The following is a 19,400-nucleotide window of genomic DNA, read 5'->3' as shown; positions in this document are numbered from 1 at the left end:
CGGTCATGTATGCGCTGAAGACGGTGGAGGTCGCCGATGAGCCGGAAGGGCACGACGCGGAGGCGTTGCGCCACGTCCTGTCCCGGCTCGCGGAAGAGGCGTCCACGCTCGGCATCGATCTCGTCGATATCGCCGGCGCCATCCAGGACATGGCGGCGATGTCGGCGCGCCATGCGACGGCATTCGACGACGTGACGCGGACGGCACTTTCGATCGCCGAAACGAACCGGGAAGTTGCCGTGTCGCTTAGCGAGACGGACCGCACGGCGGTCGAGGCCCGGCACATGCTGAAGGAATCGGCCGGCCGGCTTTCCGGCTCGATCGAGGAAATCGGTCATATGGTGCGCTCCTCCGAGGAGATCAGCGCCGAGATCAATACCTTTTCAAAATCGCTTGCCGATGTCGACAAGGTTGCCGCCGAGATCAGCACCATCGCCCGGCAGACGAACCTTCTGGCGCTCAACGCCGCGATCGAAGCGGCACGCGCCGGCGAGGCGGGCAAGGGCTTTGCCGTCGTCGCCTCCGAAATCCGCGCGCTGTCGCTGCAGACCTCCAAGGCGACCGGCTCCATCCAGGAAACGCTGGACGAATTGCGCATCAAGATAGACCGGCTCTCGGCGGCAGGCAGCGGCGCGCGCGAAAGTGCTGCCGGCGTCAAGGACAAGTCGGAAGCGATGCGCGGCGCATTCGGCAACATGGAGCATGTGATCACCCGGATCCTCGACAGCTCCACGGTCATGGCAAAGACAACCGAGGCCGTCGACCAGCAATGCGCCGGTTTCGTCGCCCAACTCGGCGAGATGTCCGCCGAAGTGCTGAATTCCAACGTCAAGCTCCAGCATGCCGCAAAGCGCGTCGACAGCGTCGTCGGCCTTTCCGAGAAGCTGGTGCAGCTGACCGCGAGCGCCGGCGTGGAAACCTCTGACAGCCTCTGGATCGCCAAGGCGCAAGCCGTGGCAGGCGCGATTTCCGAAGCCTTCGAGCATGCTGTCGTCGAAGGTCGGATTGGCTTCGAGGCGCTCTTCAACCGCCAATACCGGCCGGTCCCGGGCACCGATCCGGTGCAACTGATGGCGGCTTTCACGGAACTCACTGATCGCCTGCTGCCGCTGATCCAGGAACCGGTAGCGGCCTCCGACAAGCGTATCGCCTTTTGCGCTGCCGTCGATGAAAACGGCTACCTGCCGACGCATAACCGGAAATTCTCCGAACCGCAGCGGCTGGGCGATACGGTGTGGAACACCGCCAACTGCCGCAACCGGCGCATCTTCAACGACCGGGTCGGGCTTGCCGCGGGCAAAAGCACCGCACCCTTCCTCGTGCAGACCTACCGCCGCGATATGGGCGGCGGCAATTTCGTGATGATGAAGGACATCTCCGCCCCGATTATCGTCCGCGGACGGCATTGGGGCGGGCTGAGGCTGGCGGTAAAGGTCTAGCGTTGCCGCCGCCGCTTGCCCTATACGGGATCAATGAGACTTCGCACCGACATCTTCGTTTCCGCCCTCGTGCGCCGCGTTTTTGCGCGCGGTGATTTCGCTGCTGTCGAGAGGAAGGGGGCGGAGGCGGCGGGCGCCATCTTCATCCGCCAGCATTTCCGCGACGGGCTCGAGACGCTCTACGCCCCTGCGCCGCAAAGTTTCTTTGACGAGGAGGACAGCGGCATGCGTCTTTTCGAAATCAGGCTCGAGAAGGCGGAGGCCGAAAAGGTGCGCGAACTGCTCGATCGCGAGCGAAAGTTCGACCCGGACCTCTGGATCGTCGAACTCGAAGCCGATGACGTCGCGGAGATCGTTCCGCTGGCGGACGAACGGAAGAACCCGCTTTAGACCTCCGGTCTTCGGTAGCAGTGCCACCAACGTGAGCCCCGCCTGGAATCCGTCACCTTAGGGCAGCTGTCGGCCCAAGCACGAAGCCGCTCGCGCGGCACTGGCGCCCGTGGTGAGGGGGCAGCAATGATCTGAACGTCGTGCATGTGTGGGTTTGCAGTCCTGGCTCACGATTGGGGTCTTCTCAATCATCAGACAGGAGGTTCCCATGACGGAGGAGTGGACCACCTCGCTGCGCGAGCGGATAATCGAAGACATGCGCATCCGTGGGATCGGCGACAAAGCCCAGCAGGCTCATATCCGAGCCATCAAGGATTTCGCCCGGTTTCTGAAGCGATCTCCGCACACCGCCACACCACCCTGGTTTTGTCGCCCTGAGCCCTGCGCCGGAAGCGGGATGTTGGTGCAGCCGAAATAAACGGCGAGCGTATGTGAGGTAGATGAGGGCTCGGCAAAACGAGCCGCGTCACACAGTCTGGATTGGAACCTGGAACCGATACTTTGAGGATGACGATATGTTTTAACTAACTTGACACAGATATTCCCATGCGAGGATCTACCTAAGCCCGTAAAGTTCCTACCGGCGGCCGACCATCCGGATATCGCGCGCCGGCGGCACCTGGCGCACGGAAGCGGCAGGCTGCTCGGCCCGCGCCTGGTCTTGCGGCTTGTAGGTATAGCTGTCGGCGCGGCGCCAGGCTTCGACCCGCTGATGGCATTCTTCCGGATCGAGCGCATCCAGTACCATCCAGGCGCGGGTCACGTTGTGCTGTGGCTCGGCAAGATGCGGGTACAGTTTTTCCAGCACGAAGACGGTATCGAGAAAGCCCATGCCGAGGCTGGTCAGTGTCGTTGCGAGCTGCTGGCCGGAGATATCGAGCATGATTCGCTCGGCAAGCCAGCGGCTGGTGGAGAGCGCATCGGCAAGTGCCGTCGCGAAGGACCCAGCCTCCCGTGCACGGGCGAAGCGGACGAGCAGCGCCTCCTGGATGCCGGACAGCGTGCGCAGTCCGAGGCGGTCGCCGTCGTTGCGTCCAAGATGTCCTGCAAGACCCTTGATCCTTTCGCGCATCGCCTCTTCGCTGGCGATGCGTTCCGCGAATTCGGCGGCTTCCATCGAGGCAGCGGTCGGCGGCGGCGTAAGCGGCTCGGCCGGTTCTTCGGAAATGGCTGCAGGCGCACTCTGACGCAGCGCAACGAGGGCGTCGATGACATTCGGTGAAAGGCTGTCGCGGCTGACGATCGCCCTGGCATGTGCGGCGCCCTGCGACCGCGCGATAATGATCAGCGTATCGTCGTCGATCGCCTGCGAGGCCGTCAGGAACGGTGCGGCGATCGCGATCGGCTGGCTACCGATGAAGAGGGCAACCGCCGGCGGCATGTTCTCGCACTGGGAAAGTGCTGCAACCGCCTGGCGGCGCGCTTCGTCGGAGGAGGCCTGGAAAAGCGGCATGAACAGTTCGGCGAACTGGCGCAGCTCGGATCGCGTTGGATGCGCCAATCCTTCGAAGCTGCTGATGGTCGCCATCAATACCACATCCTTTTTCCGGATGGCCAAGGGGCCTTCTAGGTCTCGAAACCGGTCACGCACACGAACACCCTGGAAACGCGGAACTTGGGGCTTCCATGCGCTGGCGGAACGCACATCAACCCATACGAAGATGAACAAATCCTACACCGGCAGGGTTAACGGTTGCTGAAGATTTTAGTCAAATGCGAGACGATGGTGCACGCATAGCGTGCACCAGGAGGGGTCGCCGGCGCAACGAAAAGCACCTTGCGGCGGCAAGGCGCTTGCGAACGTTCCCCTGGGTGCAATTCAAAGACCCTTGTGCGAGCGCATGGCCGCCAGCAGCTTTTCGCTATCGGTATGGCCTGCCTGGTAAAGGTCGAGTGCGGCAGAGGCGGCAAATCGCGCTTCCGCACTTTTGATGTCGATCCGCTTTTCCGCGCACCACGCGTCCAATGCGCATCTCAGCACATCGAGGTCTTCCGGGGAATATGACGAGTTCAACAATAAAGACATCATCTGCCCTCCGTTCTTACGGCAAGAGCATGCATGGCCTCCCAACCGGCCGTTGCCCTGAAACTCGACCGGCAAGATAACGATACGCCCAAATGGGACGACTACAATTAATATTTTTGTGACGTAAATATGCAACAGGCGACGCTTCCGGCATTTTGGGTGACGCACTCTTTCAAGTCATTGAAATCGATGGAAAATTATAATTCTGTTTTTGTTTGACGCGGCTTGAAACCAAACGGCCGGTAACGGCGTTTAATAAGCGGTGTCGTGCAGACGCCGCGAGCCTGAAATATTAGTAAACTGTTAACTATCGTGTGTCTCAATTCGGATAGGAACGGCGCGATTGAGTGCTTCAGTCGTCAAGATTCCGCTTCACGGTCGAATAGGTGCCGTGAGAAAGGCGCGAATGCCCTCGGTCTGGAATATTCCGCACCGCAGGACGCGCTGGCCCGCGCAGGCGGGCAGGGTGAAATCCGCTCACGTTCATCCGTCTCGGGCAGTGCATGGAGACGAGAATGGCCATAGTAGTCGCATTGGCGGACCGGCGGCCGCGGGCGCCACGCCGCAGGGAGAAGAAGCCGGTCAAGGCTCAGATCCTGCTGTTCACGGGCGTGCGTTACGAGCGCCTTCCTGAGATGCCGAAGCACCCGGCGCAACGCGCATCGCGTGTGGAGAACCGCGTCGAGAACGAGTGAGGCGACGCCTCAGTCGACGGGTGCATAGGCCTCACAGCCAGCGCCCGCGAGGAAGCTTCTGGCTGCCTCGTCGAAGCTTGCCTGCGGCGCAAGCGTTCTGAGCACCGCATAGCCTTGCGGATGGGGCATTTCGACCAGAATGGTCGGCTGCAGCTCCGCTGGCAGGGATTTACGCAAACCGGTCAGCTGGATCGGCGTTGCGACAAGAACATCCAGCGCTCCCCCCACAGACGTCCTGTCATTCATGCTGAAGACTTCGTTCGACGCACCGTCATAGACGGCAATCGACCAGAACGGCACGTTGCCTTTCGCCGTGAAGCGCACCGGATTGTTTTCCAGATCGAAGGCGCAGACGGCGGTGCGCACGAAAGGATCGCTGCTTGAAAGCCCCGCATCGTCGTTCTGCGCCGACAGCAGATAGAAACGGTTCGGACTACCCTCAGCAAGTACCCGGGTCTGCGCGTCCCTGCCGGTATAGTGCGGCAGCGCGAGAATAATGACGAGATGCAGCAGTGCGGCGCCGAAGAGGCCGGCCAGGATCGCGAATATCAGCCTAAGCATTGCCGCATCCGATCTTCGTAAGCTTCGGCATGGCAAGGTCAATGACGCCCGAACTGCCGGCAGTCGGCGTGTCGAAGAGCGTCAGCACCAGCCGGAACGTGCCGGCAGCGGGTAGCGCCAGCCAGTTGCCCGATTTTGCATTGGCGGAAATGTCGATCGTGAAGCTGCTGTCGGCCTGGCGGAGCACCGTCCAGGAATTCAGCGCCGCAGGCAGTCCGGGGCGCACTGAGGCGGGATTGCCGCTGTTGTCCGATGTGAACAGCGTCCACAGCCGGGCAGGCGGTGTCTGGCCGCTGATGCGGTAGCTGCAGGCCGCGTTCAGCCGGTCGCCACCGTCGTCGACGCTTGCCGTGAATGTCAGTCCCTCGGCGCTGCCATAAAGCAGCTTGCCGGCGCGGGCGCGGTGGGATTTCGCGTAAGGATCGGCATCGGCCGTCTGCAGCTCGGGAAAGGCCTCCCAGGCCCCGAGCTTGAACGCGCCGAACCCTTGCGTCGCGTCCAGCGCGTAAAGCGAAACCACGATCCCGCCGCCGAAAGCGACAATCAGCGTGATCGCGATAAAAAGCGGGAATCGAAACACTGCATGCCCTTGGAAACAAATCAGGTGAAAGGGTTAGCATTGTTTCCGGCAGGGTGGAATGGTGCGGGTGAGGGGCGCGGCGGAATATGGGCTGGAGGATCGGAGTGATAGGCCGCCTGCTGGGGTTTTGGACTGTGCACTGGTATCTTCATGGGCTGCAGGGCAAGATGCAGGCCGATTGTTTGAGTCTTCTCGGCTTGCGGACCCAAGCCGGTTGGATTCCTGTGACGAGCATAGGGATGAGGAGTATCAGGCAAGCGCTTACTTCTTCAGAAGCGTTACGTCCGCAGGGACGTTGCTGTTTTCGCTGCGCTTCCCCCAATTTCCCTCATTCCCGTGACAGGTACAAAAATGAGGGCAAACACGCCGCCACCATCAGCCTTGCAGTGAAACCTACCCCGCGCTCGCCACTTTCTGCGCTTCGAGCGGCGGGGCGGATTTCAGTTTTTCGCCGAGGTCCTTGAGCATCCTGGTCGATTCCACCGAGAGCATGCGGGGGCGGATAAGCTGGGGGATGCTGTCTTCGGGTTTGGCGGCGGCGGTCTTGGCTGTGTCCTTGGCCGGCGGTGCCGGGGTTTCGACGCCGGGAATGGCGCGCTGCACGATGCCTTGGTGGGCGTAATCCATGGCGCGTTTGAAGGTCATGGCCGGAAGCGAACCGCCGGTCATGTTGTTCGTCGAGGTGTAGTCGTCGTTGCCGAACCAGACGGCACAGGTGTAGTTGCCGGTGAAGCCGACGAACCAGGCGTCGCGATAGGCCTGCGTCGTGCCGGTCTTGCCGCCGGTGAGGATGCCGTTGTCGAGCGCTGCCTTGCGGGCGGTGCCAAAATAGGGGATGCGGGTCAGCATCTGGTTCATGTAGGTGTCGGCTTTTTCTGACAGCACACGCTTCGGAGCAGGTTCGTCGCGGTCGAAATCGTAGAGCACGTCTCCGCCGTAATCGAGGATCTGCGCGATGCCATGCCGGCGAGATTGGTAGCCGCCTGCCGGAAACACCGCATAAGCCGTCGCTTGGTCGAGCACGGTGACTTCCGACGTACCGATGGGGATCGTCACGTCGTTGCGCACCGGCGATTCGATGCCCATCGCCTTGGCCATGGCGCGGATCGGCTGGATGCCGAGCTTGTCCTTGGCAAGCCGCACCGGGATCGTGTTGATCGATTGCGCGATCGCCGTTTCGAGCGTCACGCGGCCGGCATAGCGGTTAGCATAGTTGTGCGGGCTCCAGTTGCCCCAGTAAATCGGCGCGTCGACGATGGTGGTCTGCGGGGTCATGCCGCTCTCCATCGCCACCGCATAGGTAAAGACCTTGAAGGAGGAGCCCGGCTGGCGCAGCGCCCTTGTGGCGCGGTTGAACTGGCTTTCGCCGTAGTCCCGCCCGCCGACCATGGCGCGCACTGCGCCGCCGTTTTCAAGCATCACCATCGCGCCCTGCTTGGCATGAAAGGACTCTCCATATTCGCGCAGCGACGTCTCGACCGCGTCTTCCGCAGCCTTCTGGATGCCCATGTCGATCGTCGTGCGCACGATCAGCGAATGCTGGTGGAAGCGGGCGGCGAGGCGTTGCACCTCCTCGAAGGCCCAGTCGAGGAAGAAGTCGGGCGATTCCTGCTCGTTGCGGTCGACGACCGTCGCCGGGCTGCGGCGGGCGGCAATCACCTGGCCCTCGGTCATCAATCCGCTCTGGACGATATTGGTGAGTACTTCGTTGGCGCGGGCACGCGCCGCCGGCAGGTTGACGTGCGGCGCATATTTCGCCGGCGCTTTGAAGAGGCCGGCAAGCATGGCGGACTCGGCGAGGTTCACGTCGGTGATGTTCTTGCCGAAATAGAACTGCGACGCCGCCGCCGCGCCGAAAGTGCCGCCGCCCATATAGGCGCGGTCGAGATAGGTCGAGAGGATCTCCTTCTTCGACAGGTTGGCTTCGAGCCAGAGCGCCAGGAAGGCTTCGGTGATCTTGCGGTCGATCGAGCGCTCGTTGGACAGAAACAGGTTCTTGGCAAGCTGCTGCGTCAGCGTCGAGCCGCCCTGGACGACCTCGCCAGCCCGCGCATTCTCGCTCATCGCGCGGAACAGGCCGATAAAATCGATGCCGAAATGGTCGAAGAAGCGGCGGTCCTCGGTGGCGAGCACCGCCTTGATCAGCGAATCCGGCAATTCGTCGATCGGCAGCGAATTCTGATGGATGACGCCTCTGTGGCCGATGACATTGCCGTAGCGGTCGGTGAAGGTGACGGCGAAATCGCCGCGATTGCGCCAATCTTCCTTGGTAGCCTCTAGCGCAGGCTGGGCGAGGAGGAGCATCAGCACCGAACCGGCAGCCCCGAGCGTCAATGCTTCGCCGCCAAGTTCGAAGACGATGCGTTTCCAGCCGCGCACGCGGAAGCGGCGGAAGAAGATGGTGACGTCTTCCCAGATCTCGGCGGAACGGAAGCCGGCATTCCAGAGGCTGGAATCGATCCAGGAATCGATCTTCAGCAGGATGTGCCGGCTCTTGCGCGGGCGCTTTTCTGGATTGTCCGGATCCTGCACGTTCTTCTTCCCGCCCGATCGCGCTTGACGGCTGGCGAGCCAGGCGTCAGAGCACAGCCATCTTTCGGCATTGCGCTCTTCGATAAACGAAGCATGCTGAATAATTGGTTGATTTAGCGGCCGATAACAAGAGAATTGAAGGCGTCTCACGCGAATTTGCGGGCGCTGTTGCAAGAAAACGGATGATGAACGAAGTACCCTTCTGGAAGCGAAAAACGCTGAATGAAATGAACAGCGAGGAATGGGAAAGCCTCTGCGACGGCTGCGGGCTCTGTTGCCTCAACAAGCTGGAGGAGTGGGACTCGGGTGACGTCTATTTCACCTCGGTCGCTTGCAAGCTCCTCGACGGCGAAAGCTGCCGCTGTTCGAACTACGAGAAGCGGCGGGATTTCGTGCCGGACTGCGTGCAGTTGACGAAACAGAACGTGCAGGAAATCGCCTGGCTACCGCCGACCTGCGGCTACCGGCTGGTGAACGAGGGCCACGACCTCTATTGGTGGCATCCGCTGGTCTCTGGCGATCCGGAAACCGTGCACCAGGCAGGCATCTCCGCCCGAGGGCGGACGATCAGCGAGACGGAGATCGATCCGGACGACCTGGAGGACTATGTCGTCGACTGGCCGCTGACGGTGGGCGGCGGCGAGCGGGCGAAGGGGTAGTCCAGGCGTCGCGGAAGCTTTTCTAGCGTAGAGGACGGGACAGTGGCAGCAGACTTCAAGGGAAAGGTGGCACTCGTTGCCGGCGGCACGCGCGGCGCCGGACGCGGGATTGCCGTGGAGATTGGCGCGGCGGGCGCGACCGTCTATGTGACCGGCCGCACGACCCGGGAGCGGCAATCGGAGTACGGCAGGCCCGAGACGATCGAGGAAACGGCGGAAATGGTAACGGCCGCCGGCGGCAGGGGCATTGCCGTGCGCGTCGATCATCTGGAGACCGCCGAGGTCGAGGCGCTGGTAGCGCGCATCCGCCGCGAGGAAGGACGGCTCGACATTCTCGTCAACGACATCTGGGGCGGAGAGAAGCTGACGGAATGGAACAAGTCGGTCTGGGAGCATTCGCTGGAGAAGGGGCTGCACATGCTGCGGCTGGCGATCGACACCCATCTCATCACCGCCCATTACGCGCTGCCGCTGATGATCGAGCGGCCGGGCGGCTTGCTGGTGGAGCTGACCGACGGAACCGCGGAATACAACGCCACGCATTACCGGTTGAACCCCTATTACGACCTGGTGAAGACCGGCGTGATCCGCATGGCCTGGGCGCATGCCAAGGACCTTGCGCCACATGGCGCGATGGCCGTTGCGTTGACGCCCGGCTGGATGCGCTCGGAAATGATGCTGGATGCCTATCAGGTGCGCGAGGAGAACTGGCGGGAGGCGGCGACGGTGCAGCCGCATTTCGTCATCTCCGAAACCCCGCGCTTCACCGGCCGCGCCGTCGCAGCCCTTGCCGCCGACCCGGACCGCGCCCGCTGGAACGGCCAATCGCTGTCGAGCGGCGGGCTCGCGAAGATCTATGGTTTCAACGATCTGGATGGCTCGCGGCCGGACTGCTGGCGGTACATGGACGAGGTGATGGAGGCGGGGAAAGAGGCGGATGCTACCGGGTATCGGTGAGGGTGGGCTCAGCGGGCGAGGTGGTCGGGGGCTGGAGCGAGGAGCAGGCGCGGAGGCGGTGCCCGGTGAGAAGCTACGCATCATGCTGAACCAGATGACGCGGAGATGCGGGTGCAGTTTTCCGCCTTCGTCGAGCTTCGCAAGGTGGCGGAGACGGCTGACGATGGCGACGAGGCGGCGGCAAAGTTGCGTCTGGCCGAACGGCGCGGTGGACGCGCTCGTCTGGGCGCTGACGGCGCTGATCTTCGACGGCGGCGGCGAACCGAGGGTGCGGGGGATTTGAATGATCCGCCGTGTCGCCTTTTGTGTTTTACGGGTCTATCGCTGCTTGGGCGGCTGCGGCGCCGGGCGCGGCGTTTCGCGCTCCGGGCGGATCTGGCGCCACTCGTTTTCCATCTGGTCGACGAGGTGCTGGGGAATGGTGGGCTGGCTGTTGGCGGGCGTTTGCATTCGGTCTCCTGTCCTTCGGCGAGCTTCGACAGATAACGAATGACATAGGCCAAATGCGGTGTAAATCAGGGGCTTAAGTGCTTTAAACGATTGAAATTATTTTAATCGATTAGGACCAGGACGAATTTCATGGTTATCCACATCGACCGGACATTCTTCTTCGACACCGTGCGGCAAAGCCTGTTCAAAGGCACCCTTTCAGACGGCCAAGTCGAGGGCATGGCGGCGATTTTCGACTACTTCGAGGCGCGCATGCCGGAGGCGGACTGGCGCTGGCTCGCCTATATAATGGCGACGGCTTTCCACGAGACGGCCTTCACGATGCAGCCGGTGCGCGAGACGCTGGCCGACAGCGATGCAAGGGCGGTCGAGATTCTCGATCGCGCCTATGCGGCGGGCAGGCTTTCCTGGGTGAAGACAGTCTACTGGAAACCGGACGAGGATGGAAAATGCTGGTTGGGGCGTGGCCTGGTGCAACTCACCCACAAGCGCAATTACGAGGCGATGAGCAGGGTGACCGGCATCGATCTCGTCGCCGAGCCGGACCGGTCGATGGAGATGCCGGCCGCCGTGACGATCCTGATCGAAGGAATGGTGGCGGGCAGTTTCACCGGGCACAGGCTGGCCGATCACCTGAACGCCGAAAAGGAAGACTGGATGAACGCGCGGCGCATCGTCAACGGCACGGACCGGGCGGAAAAGCTCGCCGGTTACGGCAAGGCCTTCCATGCGGCTTTGCGCCGCGAGGCCGCGCCGGGCGTCTGGCAGCGGTTGAAGGGGTGGATCGTGCGTGCTATCGCACGGCTTTGTCGAGACTGAGTCAAGGAGTGCCCCGGTGATCCGCCATATCGTTTTCTTCACCGCCAGCGCGGAAAACCTGGAAAAGGTGCGCGCCGGGCTTTCGGTGCTGACGGCGATACCGCATGCGCGGCTGCTGGAAATCGGTACCAATGTGAAAACCGACCAGTTCGGCACCGATGTCGACCTAGTGGTCTACGGCGAATTCGACGACGAAGCGGCACTTGCGGCTTACAAGGCGCATCCGGACTACCAGCGCTCGATCGACCTGGTGCGGCCGGTCCGGGGAATGCGGGTTGCGGCGGATTATGATGTCGAAACAGCGGTGAGAAAGCCGTTCGGCTGATTTGCGATTGATGGTTCGAGACGGCACTGCGGGCCTTATCCTCCTTCTGGCTGCGCGTGCGGCGGTCGGAAAACTTGCGCGAAAAATGTCTCATCGGAAAGGCGGCGAAGCAGAGCGGCAATCACTGCGGTTGCCGCTATGGCGAAAGCGACACGACCTAAGAGAACGCCGTAGACATCCGCGCCGAGCGAGATCACGAGGATCGTGTCCTCGATCACGCTGTGCGCGAAGCCCATGAACACGCACGAGAGAAAGACCTGGCGCGGCGATACTGCGCCCGATCGCGCCTCGCGGATCAGAAGACCGGCACCGTAGGAAATACCCAGGAATAAGCCGACAGCGGTGAGATGCTCTGCTTCGCCACGGATGCCGGCAAGGCGCAACAAGGGCGATAGGGCTTTCATCATCAAGTCTAATAGCCCGATTATCCGTATGAGTTCGAGGCTCCACGACAGAAGGAGAAGGATTGCCAGCATCCACATCATGGTCTCGGCAAGAGCCCAGAAGTATGCAGCCCAACTGACCGCGGCACTCATGGGGATCCAGGTCGGGTTGACCGAAGCCTGCAGCCACCCCGTGGCCACGAGGACATGATGGAGGAGGAAGGCGTAGAGCAGGCCGCCCAAGATGCGCAGCAGCGTCGTCACAATCATCCCCGGTCCAGCTTGCTGGATGATCTTCTGCTCGGTCGGCAGGCCATGCGCGAAGAGGATGAGCGCCGAGAACACGGTGACGTCCGCCACGCTCAGCGAGGATGCGGGAATCAGCGCGAAAATCAGCGGGATCGCGCCCCATATACCGACAAGCATTCCTGTCAGCCACGCCAGCCCGAGCTCCGGCGGCAGGCCAATCAGGTGCATGACGGGCGCAAATGCAGGCGCCACGGCCTTGATCACGCCCATTCTCGCCAGCAGTTCCGTCAGAAGCGTGATGGGAACCATGACGCGGACAAGCACCCAGTAAATCTCGAGGGTTTCTCGGGTTGTGCGTAAGATGGGCATCAAGAACGGCATGCGAGACCTCCATAGCGGTTGCCTCAATCCTGCTACCCTTGGCTGTTTCGAATTTGTGGTCAAAGATTGCAGATCGGTGCAATTTTATTGCAAAGACGTGACTGATGGATGAGATGAGAACATGGATCGGATCGACCGGAAGCTTTTGAACCTGATGCAGCGCGACGCATCGCGCACCAATGTCGACATGGCCGAGGAAGTAGGCCTGTCGCCCTCCAGTTGTCTGCGCCGTGTGCAGCGGCTGCGCAAATCAGGTTTCATTGACAGGACTGTAGCAATCCTCAATCCCACCAAGGCCGACCGCAGGATCAAGGCGCTGATTACCGTCGAGCTGAAGTTGCACGGTGAGCAGCACATGCGCCGCTTCCTGGAAATCGCGGCTTCAGAAGAGGCCGTTTCACAAGCCTATGCCGTGACGGGCGAAACCGACGTCGTTCTGATGGTGCGTCTGCGCGACATGGAAGAATTGGACGCACTCTGCGAGCGGCTTTTTCGCGATCAGACCAATGTGGCCCGCTTCTTCACCATGATGATCATTCGAACCGCCAAGGAAGAAACGGCGATTTGGCTATGATCGTATGCCGTTTCCAGCCGACCGCTTCAGGCGCGAAGCAGCCTTCAAAAATCCTTCGAAAGCCGGGGCAGCTTCTACCGAAGTCCGCGAATTCCGTGGCGGGTGCCCTTGGTTCCGGGCGTCCCCCTCTCGTCTTTCGGCTGCGAAACGCCTTGGGAAAATACAGTCCAGAATTGTTCTAAAGGCCCGGCTTTACAGTGCATTCATTTGCCATTCAGGTCACGTGAGTACATAGTCGGAGCAAGTTGGAATTACGTTGGAAGCATATACATGGCCTCTCTCTTGAGCGTCGTAGCTTTGGCCGCTGGGCTGGCGGCACCGGCGCCCTCGCCGGACGACTCGCGCCCTCTGATCGTGCGCGTCGCGGGCGATTGCAGCGCGGCGGCCGAGCAGGTCGTCGAGCAGACGGGCGGACAGCTTCTGTCCGTGCAGCCATCCGGTAACACCTGTATCATCACCGTTCTCGTCCAGGGCAACGGCCAGCGGCCGCGGAAGGTGACCGTCAGGGTTCCGATGTAGGCGGAATCGGCCTATGAAGCACCAGTGATATAGTCGAGGTGAAAGCGGACCGATGCGCATTCTGGTAGTCGAAGACGACGTCAATCTGAACCGGCAGCTCGCCGACACGCTGAAGGAGGCGGGCTATGTCGTCGACCAGGCCTTCGACGGCGAGGAAGGGCATTTCCTCGGTGACACCGAGCCTTACGACGCGATCATCCTCGACATCGGCCTGCCCGAGATGGACGGCGTCACCGTTATCGAAAAATGGCGCGGCGCGGGGCGCGGCATGCCGGTTCTAATCCTGACCGCCCGCGATCGCTGGAGCGACAAGGTCGCCGGCATCGATGCCGGGGCTGACGATTACGTGACAAAGCCTTTCCATGTCGAGGAAGTGCTGGCGCGCATTCGCGCCCTGATTCGCCGCGCGGCCGGGCATTCCTCCTCCGAGATCATCTGCGGCCCGGTGCGGCTCGACACCAAGACCTCCAAGGCGATGGTCAACGGCGTGACGCTGAAGCTCACTTCGCATGAATACCGGCTGCTCGCCTATCTGATGCACCACATGGGCGAGGTGGTTTCCCGCTCGGAACTGGTCGAGCACATGTACGACCAGGATTTCGATCGCGATTCCAACACGATTGAGGTTTTCGTCGGCCGCCTGCGCAAGAAGATGGGCGTGGACCTGATCGAAACGGTGCGCGGTCTCGGCTACCGCATCCAAGCGCCGAACAATGCGAATTAAGTCGCTCACCGCACGCGTTCTGCTTCTGACGACCGTCTGGTCGACCGTGGCGCTTGTAGTGATCGGCCTGTTGATTTCCACGCTTTACCGCCGCAGCGCCGAACGCGGTTTCCAGGATCTGCTGCGCGCCCAGCTCTACAACGTCATCAATTCCGTGACGATCGGCGACCAGGGCGCCTTGAGCGGCAGCCCGCAGCTTGGCGACCTGCGCTTCGCCCAGCCGAGGACCGGCTGGTATTGGGTGGTGGAGCCGCTTGGGACCTATACGGCAGCCCCGCTGGTTTCGCCGTCGCTGGGATCGGCGACGATCCCCGTTCCCTCCGTGCTGGAAGCGCCCTTCGACAAGAACTACGAGCGTTACTACCAGGTGACGGACGCGACGGGAAACCGCGTACAGGTGGCCGAAACCGAAGTCGTGCTCGACACCGACGGACGCGCGGCGCGCTTCAGGGTGAGCGGCAATGTCGAGGTCGTCGAGAGCGACGTCAGCAACTTCTCCCACAGTCTCTACCTGGCGCTTGCCGGCTTCGGGGTCGGCAGCCTGATCGTCAACGCGCTCGCCATTCTTTATGGCCTGAAGCCGCTCGACAAAGCGCGCGCGGCGCTGGAGCGCATCCGGGCGGGCGAGAGCGAGCAGCTGAAGGGCGATTTCCCGCGAGAAATCCTGCCGCTAGCAAACGAGGTGAATGCGCTGATCGACAGCAACCGGCGCATCGTCGAGCGCGCGCGGATGCAGGTCGGCAATCTGGCGCATTCGCTGAAGACGCCGATTGCGGTCCTGCTCAACGAGGCAAGGGTTCTGGAACGCCCGCACGGCGACCTGGTGCGCAGCCAGGCGGAAGCGATGCAGGGACAGGTGCAATCCTATCTCAACCGGGCACGCATTGCCGCCCAACGCGAATCCGTGCTGGCGAGAACCGACGCCGAACCGGCGCTGGAGCGGCTGGTGCGCGTGATGCGGCGGCTCAACGTCGACAAGGAATTCGAGCTCAGCATATCGCCACATCTCGCCGTCGCCATGGAGCAGCAGGATCTGGAAGAGACCGTCGGCAACCTTTTGGAGAATGCGTCGCGCTTTGCCACGACGAAGGTGCGGTTGAGCGCTGCTGAAGTAACAGGAGATGTAAAGGGCGCCGAAGCGAGCGCGCGGCGGCACTGGGTGGAGCTTGTCGTCGAGGACGACGGGCCGGGCCTGGAGCCCGACCAGATCCGCGAGGCGCTCAAGCGCGGGCGGCGACTGGACGAAAGCAAGCCGGGAACGGGCCTCGGGCTTTCGATCGTCACTGAGATCTCCAACGAGTATCAGGGCCGGCTCGAGCTCTCCCGCGGCGAGTGGGGCGGCCTCAAGGCGCGGCTGATTTTGCCCGGCGTCACAAAGGATGTTGCATGAACAATTGCTTGATGCCACAAAGACATAGGCAATTGCATAGCATGCTTTGCCTTAATGCCGACAAGGGGCGATGCGCATCTGACGGCACCGATTCGACACCCCGATGCTGGTTTGACCGAATGACGTTACGACCAAATGCTCTGATCGTTTCCTCGCTTCTTGTTGCCGTTGCGCTGTCGTCGTGCACGACCGCGAAGGGTGGTGGCGGGCTGTTTTCCCGCAAACCTTCGGCATCGGCGGCGTTCATTACGGCACTGCAGGGCGGGATTGCCGGCCGCAGCGGCGTGCAGCTGAGCGACAGCGACAAACAACGGGCTCTCGAAGCCGAATATCGGGCGCTCGAAGGCGCGGCCGTTGGCCAGCCGGTCGTCTGGAGCGGACGCGATGTAAGCGGCAAGGTTGTGGCGGCCGCACCTTATCAGGTTGGTTCGCAGAACTGCCGTCAATACACGCATACGCTGACTGCGGACAGCAAGGATACCATCGCGCGCGGCGCGGCCTGCCGCAACAGCGACGGAAGCTGGTCGCCGCTCGGCTGAATTTGGCCGGTTCTGCACATAACTTCCTTCTAAAATGCGGCCAAACGCCTCAAATCTTCGTCATTCTGGCTTTGCCAGTTGGAATGGCCCCGCGCTTCAAGTATTTGGGCCGGTATGATGTTCTGGATTTTGGTGGCCGCGATGACGGCGGCTGTTGCCGCCCTCCTGCTTTATCCGCTTTTGCGCGGCGCGACGGCGGCCGACGACGACCGTGCCGGCGAGGCGGCGGTCTACCGCGATCAGCTGCGCGAACTCGACCGCGATCTGGCCGGCGGGTTGATTTCGGCCGACGAGGCGGATTATGCGCGGGCGGAAATCGGCCGCAGGCTGATTGCCGTCTCGGCTGCCGAGCCGAAGGCGGTAACCAAACTTGCACGGCACCACCGCCTCAGCGAGGCCTTCGTTCTCCTGCTGCCGCCGGTTCTCGGGCTCTGTCTTTACATCGCGATGGGCAGGCCGGAACTGCCGTCGCGGCCGTTGGCGGCGCGGTTGGAAAACCCCGGCAACGATATGGCGGTGCTGATCGTTAAGGCGGAGCGGCATCTGGCGGCGAATCCGGAGGACGGCAAGGGCTGGGATGTGTTGGCGCCTATCTATTACAATGCGTTGCGGATCGCCGATGCGGAGAAGGCGTACCGCAATGCGATCCGGCTGCTTGGGCCGAGCCCGATCCGTCTCGACGGGCTTGCCGAAACGCTGATGGCGAGCGCGAACGGTGTCGTGACCGAGGAAACCCGCAAGGTGCTCGAGCAGTCGCTGACGCTGGAGCCTCAAAACCCGCGTGCGAAATTCTACGTCGCGCTGAGTATGGAGCAGGCGGGGCAGGCGGCCGAGGCCAAGGCAGCCTTCGAGGCGCTAGCAAAGGAATCGCCGGCCGATGCGCCGTGGCTGCCGCTCGTCAACGAGCACATCGCAAAGAACGGTGGTGCTCCGGCGGCGGACGGCACGGCGCTTGGCAATCCCACGGAGGAGGACCTCGCGGCAGCCCAGGATATGAGCACCGGCGACCAACAGCAGATGATCCGCGGCATGGTGGAAAGCCTAGATCACAAGCTGGCGGCAGATCCCAATAATTTCGAGGGCTGGATGCGGCTCGTTCGCTCCTATGCCGTACTGAACGATAAGGATCGCGCAGCGAGCGCGTTGAAGCGCGGGCTGGCAGTGTTTCCGGCGGATGGCGAAGAGGGCAGGCAGCTGATTGCGCTGGGGCGTGAGCTCGGCGTTGCGGCGGAGGGGGAGACGGAATGACGCGCAAGCAGAAGCGTCTGGCGGTGATCGGCGGCGGCATGGGCTTCATCCTCGCCGCGGTGCTGCTCGTCATGTTCGCCTTCAGCCAGTCGGTCGCCTATTTCTACATGCCGGCCGATCTTGCCAAGACGCCGGTGGCGCCGGAAACGCGCATCCGCCTCGGCGGGCTGGTCGGCGAGGGCAGCGTGGTGCGCGGCGCCGGCTCGACGGTGGAATTNAACGCGCATCCGCCTCGGCGGGCTGGTCGGCGAGGGCAGCGTGGTGCGCGGCGCCGGCTCGACGGTGGAATTTGCCCTCACCGACGGCAGCGGCGATGCCGTGAAGGTCAAATATACCGGCATCCTGCCCGACCTGTTCCGCGAAGGGCAGGGGGTGGTGACCGAAGGCAAGTTTGCGGCCGACAGCCGGGAGTTCATCGCCGACACGGTGCTGGCCAAGCACGACGAGAAATACATGCCCAAGGACGTTGCCGACCGGTTGAAGGCGCAGGGTCTCTGGAAGGAAGGCGAGGGCACGCAATGATCATCGAGATCGGCCATTACGCGCTCGTTCTGGCGCTGGCCACGGCGATCGTTCTTTCGATCGTGCCGGTTATCGGCGCACGCAGGCTCGATCAGGCGATGATGGATGTGGCGCCACTCGGTTCCGTCGTGCTCTTTGCGCTGGTGGCTTTCTCCTTCGGCATTTTGACCTATGCGCATGTCGTCTCCGACTTTACCGTCAAGAACGTCTGGGAGAACTCGCATTCGCTGGTGCCGCTGGTCTACAAATATTCCGGCGTCTGGGGCAATCACGAAGGCTCGATGATGCTGTGGCTGCTGATCCTTGCGCTGTTCAGCGCGCTGGTGGCGCTCTTCGGCCGCAATCTACCGGACAGGCTGAAGGCGAACGTGCTGTCGGTGCAGGCCTGGATTTCGGCGGCCTTCATCCTCTTCATCCTCTTGACCTCGAACCCGTTTACCCGCCTCGACCCGGCACCGGCCGAGGGCCGCGACCTCAATCCGGTGCTGCAGGATGTCGGGCTGGCGATCCATCCGCCGCTGCTCTATCTCGGCTATGTCGGCTTTTCGGTGTGCTTCTCCTTTGCCGTCGCAGCATTGATGGAAGGCCGGATCGATGCCGCCTGGGCGCGCTGGGTGCGGCCCTGGACTCTGGCCGCCTGGACCTTCCTGACGCTCGGCATCGCCATGGGCTCCTACTGGGCTTATTACGAACTCGGCTGGGGCGGCTGGTGGTTCTGGGACCCGGTCGAGAACGCCTCCTTCATGCCATGGCTTGCCGGAACCGCACTGCTGCATTCGGCGCTGGTGATGGAAAAGCGCGAGGCGCTGAAGATCTGGACCGTGCTCCTGGCGATCCTCACCTTCTCGTTGTCGCTGATGGGCACCTTCCTGGTGCGCTCCGGGGTGCTGACCTCGGTTCATGCCTTCGCGAGCGACCCGAGCCGCGGCGTCTTCATTCTCTGCATTCTGATGATCTTCATCGGCGGCGCGCTGTCGCTGTTTGCGTTCCGTGCACCGCGTCTGAGCGCGGGCGGTCTGTTCGCGCCGATTTCGCGCGAAGGCGCGCTGGTGCTCAACAACCTGATCCTCACGGTTGCCTGCGGCACCGTCTTGACCGGAACGCTCTATCCCCTGCTGCTGGAGACGCTCACCGGCGACAAGATCTCCGTCGGCGCGCCGTTCTTCAATATGACCTTCGGGCTTTTGATGGCTCCGTTGCTGCTTGTCGTGCCCTTCGGACCGCTGCTTTCCTGGAAGCGCGGCGATCTTCTGGGCGCGCTGCAGCGGCTCTATGTGGTTGCCGGCCTCGCTTTCGTCGCGGCGCTCGTCTTCTTCTATGCCGAGCATGGCGGGCCGGTGCTGTCGGTGCTGGGGCTGGCGGCCGGGCTGTTCCTCGTCTTCGGCGCCGTTGCCGATCTCTGGTATCGCGCCGGCATCGGCAAGGTTAAGGCGCATGT

22 protein-coding genes and 1 pseudogene are annotated in these 19,400 nt (G+C 62.4%); 16 read left to right on the top strand and 7 right to left on the bottom strand.

Annotation, left to right across the window (positions count from 1 at the left end):
• Positions 1-5 precede the first annotated feature (5 nt).
• The 3 genes from BN1800_RS29440 (at position 6) to BN1800_RS29430 (ending at position 2,247) form a co-directional block, all read left to right on the top strand.
• Positions 6-1,439 carry a methyl-accepting chemotaxis protein gene (locus BN1800_RS29440; protein WP_087002523.1) on the top strand — a complete coding sequence of 478 codons (1,434 nt, stop codon included), beginning with the start codon at positions 6-8 and terminating at the stop codon, positions 1,437-1,439.
• 33 nt (positions 1,440-1,472) lie between these two features.
• Entirely contained in the window at positions 1,473-1,829 is a 357-nt protein-coding gene (locus tag BN1800_RS29435; protein ID WP_087002521.1) for a DUF1491 family protein, read from the top strand.
• Between the two features lie 208 nt (positions 1,830-2,037).
• Complete coding sequence (locus BN1800_RS29430) at positions 2,038-2,247, top strand: phage integrase N-terminal SAM-like domain-containing protein (RefSeq protein WP_244564699.1); 210 nt, start codon at positions 2,038-2,040, stop codon at positions 2,245-2,247.
• 159 nt (positions 2,248-2,406) lie between these two features.
• Here the strand turns inward: BN1800_RS29430 and BN1800_RS29425 are convergent, their stop codons facing one another.
• Together BN1800_RS29425 and BN1800_RS29420 are read right to left on the bottom strand one after the other, a co-directional pair.
• Positions 2,407-3,420, bottom strand: coding sequence for a DUF2336 domain-containing protein (locus BN1800_RS29425; protein WP_087002519.1), 1,014 nt, complete (start codon positions 3,418-3,420; stop codon positions 2,407-2,409).
• A 228-nt stretch (positions 3,421-3,648) separates the two neighbouring features.
• The gene (locus BN1800_RS29420) at positions 3,649-3,855 is read right to left on the bottom strand and encodes a hypothetical protein (protein ID WP_087002648.1); all 207 of its coding nucleotides are present in this window, start codon (positions 3,853-3,855) and stop codon (positions 3,649-3,651) included.
• A gap of 515 nt (positions 3,856-4,370) precedes the next feature.
• Here BN1800_RS29420 and BN1800_RS29415 point away from each other — a divergent pair.
• Positions 4,371-4,550: a hypothetical protein gene (locus BN1800_RS29415; RefSeq protein WP_027507519.1), complete on the top strand. Its 180-nt coding sequence runs from the start codon at positions 4,371-4,373 to the stop codon at positions 4,548-4,550.
• A gap of 9 nt (positions 4,551-4,559) precedes the next feature.
• Here BN1800_RS29415 and BN1800_RS29410 read toward each other — a convergent pair whose 3' ends face one another.
• The 3 genes from BN1800_RS29410 to BN1800_RS29400 all read right to left on the bottom strand — a co-directional run bounded on the left by BN1800_RS29410 (position 4,560) and on the right by BN1800_RS29400 (position 8,223).
• A complete protein-coding gene (locus BN1800_RS29410) occupies positions 4,560-5,111 on the bottom strand; it encodes a DUF1254 domain-containing protein (protein ID WP_027507518.1) in 552 nt (183 codons plus the stop codon).
• A complete protein-coding gene (locus BN1800_RS29405) occupies positions 5,104-5,691 on the bottom strand; it encodes a DUF1214 domain-containing protein (protein WP_087002517.1) in 588 nt (195 codons plus the stop codon). The genes BN1800_RS29410 and BN1800_RS29405 overlap by 8 nt, the downstream gene beginning before the upstream one ends.
• A gap of 393 nt (positions 5,692-6,084) precedes the next feature.
• Positions 6,085-8,223 carry a transglycosylase domain-containing protein gene (locus tag BN1800_RS29400; RefSeq protein ID WP_087002515.1) on the bottom strand — a complete coding sequence of 713 codons (2,139 nt, stop codon included), beginning with the start codon at positions 8,221-8,223 and terminating at the stop codon, positions 6,085-6,087.
• Positions 8,224-8,408: 185 nt separating this feature from the next.
• Between BN1800_RS29400 and BN1800_RS29395 the strand changes: the two genes are divergently transcribed.
• Positions 8,409-8,882, top strand: coding sequence for a YcgN family cysteine cluster protein (locus BN1800_RS29395; RefSeq protein WP_027507515.1), 474 nt, complete (start codon positions 8,409-8,411; stop codon positions 8,880-8,882).
• A 42-nt stretch (positions 8,883-8,924) separates the two neighbouring features.
• Positions 8,925-9,839 (top strand): SDR family oxidoreductase, encoded by a 915-nt coding sequence (locus tag BN1800_RS29390; protein ID WP_087002513.1) that lies wholly within the window; start codon positions 8,925-8,927, stop codon positions 9,837-9,839.
• 318 nt (positions 9,840-10,157) lie between these two features.
• Here the strand turns inward: BN1800_RS29390 and BN1800_RS43510 are convergent, their stop codons facing one another.
• Positions 10,158-10,289, bottom strand: coding sequence for a hypothetical protein (locus BN1800_RS43510; RefSeq protein WP_260307838.1), 132 nt, complete (start codon positions 10,287-10,289; stop codon positions 10,158-10,160).
• Positions 10,290-10,418: 129 nt separating this feature from the next.
• Here BN1800_RS43510 and BN1800_RS29385 point away from each other — a divergent pair, with 129 nt between their 5' ends.
• Both BN1800_RS29385 and BN1800_RS29380 read left to right on the top strand, forming a co-directional pair.
• The gene (locus BN1800_RS29385; protein WP_087002511.1) at positions 10,419-11,108 is read left to right on the top strand and encodes a hypothetical protein; all 690 of its coding nucleotides are present in this window, start codon (positions 10,419-10,421) and stop codon (positions 11,106-11,108) included.
• A 16-nt stretch (positions 11,109-11,124) separates the two neighbouring features.
• Positions 11,125-11,433 (top strand): Dabb family protein, encoded by a 309-nt coding sequence (locus tag BN1800_RS29380; RefSeq protein WP_087002509.1) that lies wholly within the window; start codon positions 11,125-11,127, stop codon positions 11,431-11,433.
• A gap of 35 nt (positions 11,434-11,468) precedes the next feature.
• On the opposite strand, the gene BN1800_RS29375 is transcribed toward BN1800_RS29380, so the two are convergent.
• Positions 11,469-12,446 (bottom strand): nucleoside recognition domain-containing protein, encoded by a 978-nt coding sequence (locus BN1800_RS29375; RefSeq protein WP_087002507.1) that lies wholly within the window; start codon positions 12,444-12,446, stop codon positions 11,469-11,471.
• A 121-nt stretch (positions 12,447-12,567) separates the two neighbouring features.
• Here BN1800_RS29375 and BN1800_RS29370 point away from each other — a divergent pair, with 121 nt between their 5' ends.
• The 8 genes and pseudogenes from BN1800_RS29370 to BN1800_RS29335 form a co-directional block, all read left to right on the top strand.
• Positions 12,568-13,020, top strand: coding sequence for an Lrp/AsnC family transcriptional regulator (locus BN1800_RS29370; protein ID WP_027507508.1), 453 nt, complete (start codon positions 12,568-12,570; stop codon positions 13,018-13,020).
• Between the two features lie 270 nt (positions 13,021-13,290).
• The gene (locus tag BN1800_RS29365; RefSeq protein WP_027507507.1) at positions 13,291-13,539 is read left to right on the top strand and encodes a hypothetical protein; all 249 of its coding nucleotides are present in this window, start codon (positions 13,291-13,293) and stop codon (positions 13,537-13,539) included.
• 52 nt (positions 13,540-13,591) lie between these two features.
• On the top strand, positions 13,592-14,263 hold the full coding sequence (locus BN1800_RS29360) for a response regulator transcription factor (RefSeq protein ID WP_087002505.1): 672 nt from the start codon (positions 13,592-13,594) through the stop codon (positions 14,261-14,263).
• Complete coding sequence (locus tag BN1800_RS29355; RefSeq protein WP_087002503.1) at positions 14,253-15,653, top strand: sensor histidine kinase; 1,401 nt, start codon at positions 14,253-14,255, stop codon at positions 15,651-15,653. The genes BN1800_RS29360 and BN1800_RS29355 overlap by 11 nt, the downstream gene beginning before the upstream one ends.
• 119 nt (positions 15,654-15,772) lie before the next feature.
• Positions 15,773-16,192 carry a hypothetical protein gene (locus BN1800_RS29350; protein ID WP_087002501.1) on the top strand — a complete coding sequence of 140 codons (420 nt, stop codon included), beginning with the start codon at positions 15,773-15,775 and terminating at the stop codon, positions 16,190-16,192.
• 114 nt (positions 16,193-16,306) lie between these two features.
• Entirely contained in the window at positions 16,307-17,440 is a 1,134-nt protein-coding gene (gene ccmI, locus BN1800_RS29345; protein WP_087002499.1) for a c-type cytochrome biogenesis protein CcmI, read from the top strand.
• Positions 17,437-17,962 (top strand): annotated as a pseudogene (ccmE, locus tag BN1800_RS44105) (cytochrome c maturation protein CcmE). Before ccmI ends, ccmE begins: the two are co-directional and overlap by 4 nt.
• The coding region (locus BN1800_RS29335) for a heme lyase CcmF/NrfE family subunit (protein WP_143534151.1) at positions 17,959-19,400 on the top strand (1,442 nt) is incomplete at its 3' end. The pseudogene ccmE and the gene BN1800_RS29335, both read left to right, overlap by 4 nt.

Source organism: Rhizobium sullae, from assembly GCF_900169785.1.
Classification (GTDB): domain Bacteria; phylum Pseudomonadota; class Alphaproteobacteria; order Rhizobiales; family Rhizobiaceae; genus Rhizobium; species Rhizobium sullae.
Note: the sequence above shows the minus strand (reverse complement) of the source record. Positions and strands in the feature narration are given on the sequence as shown.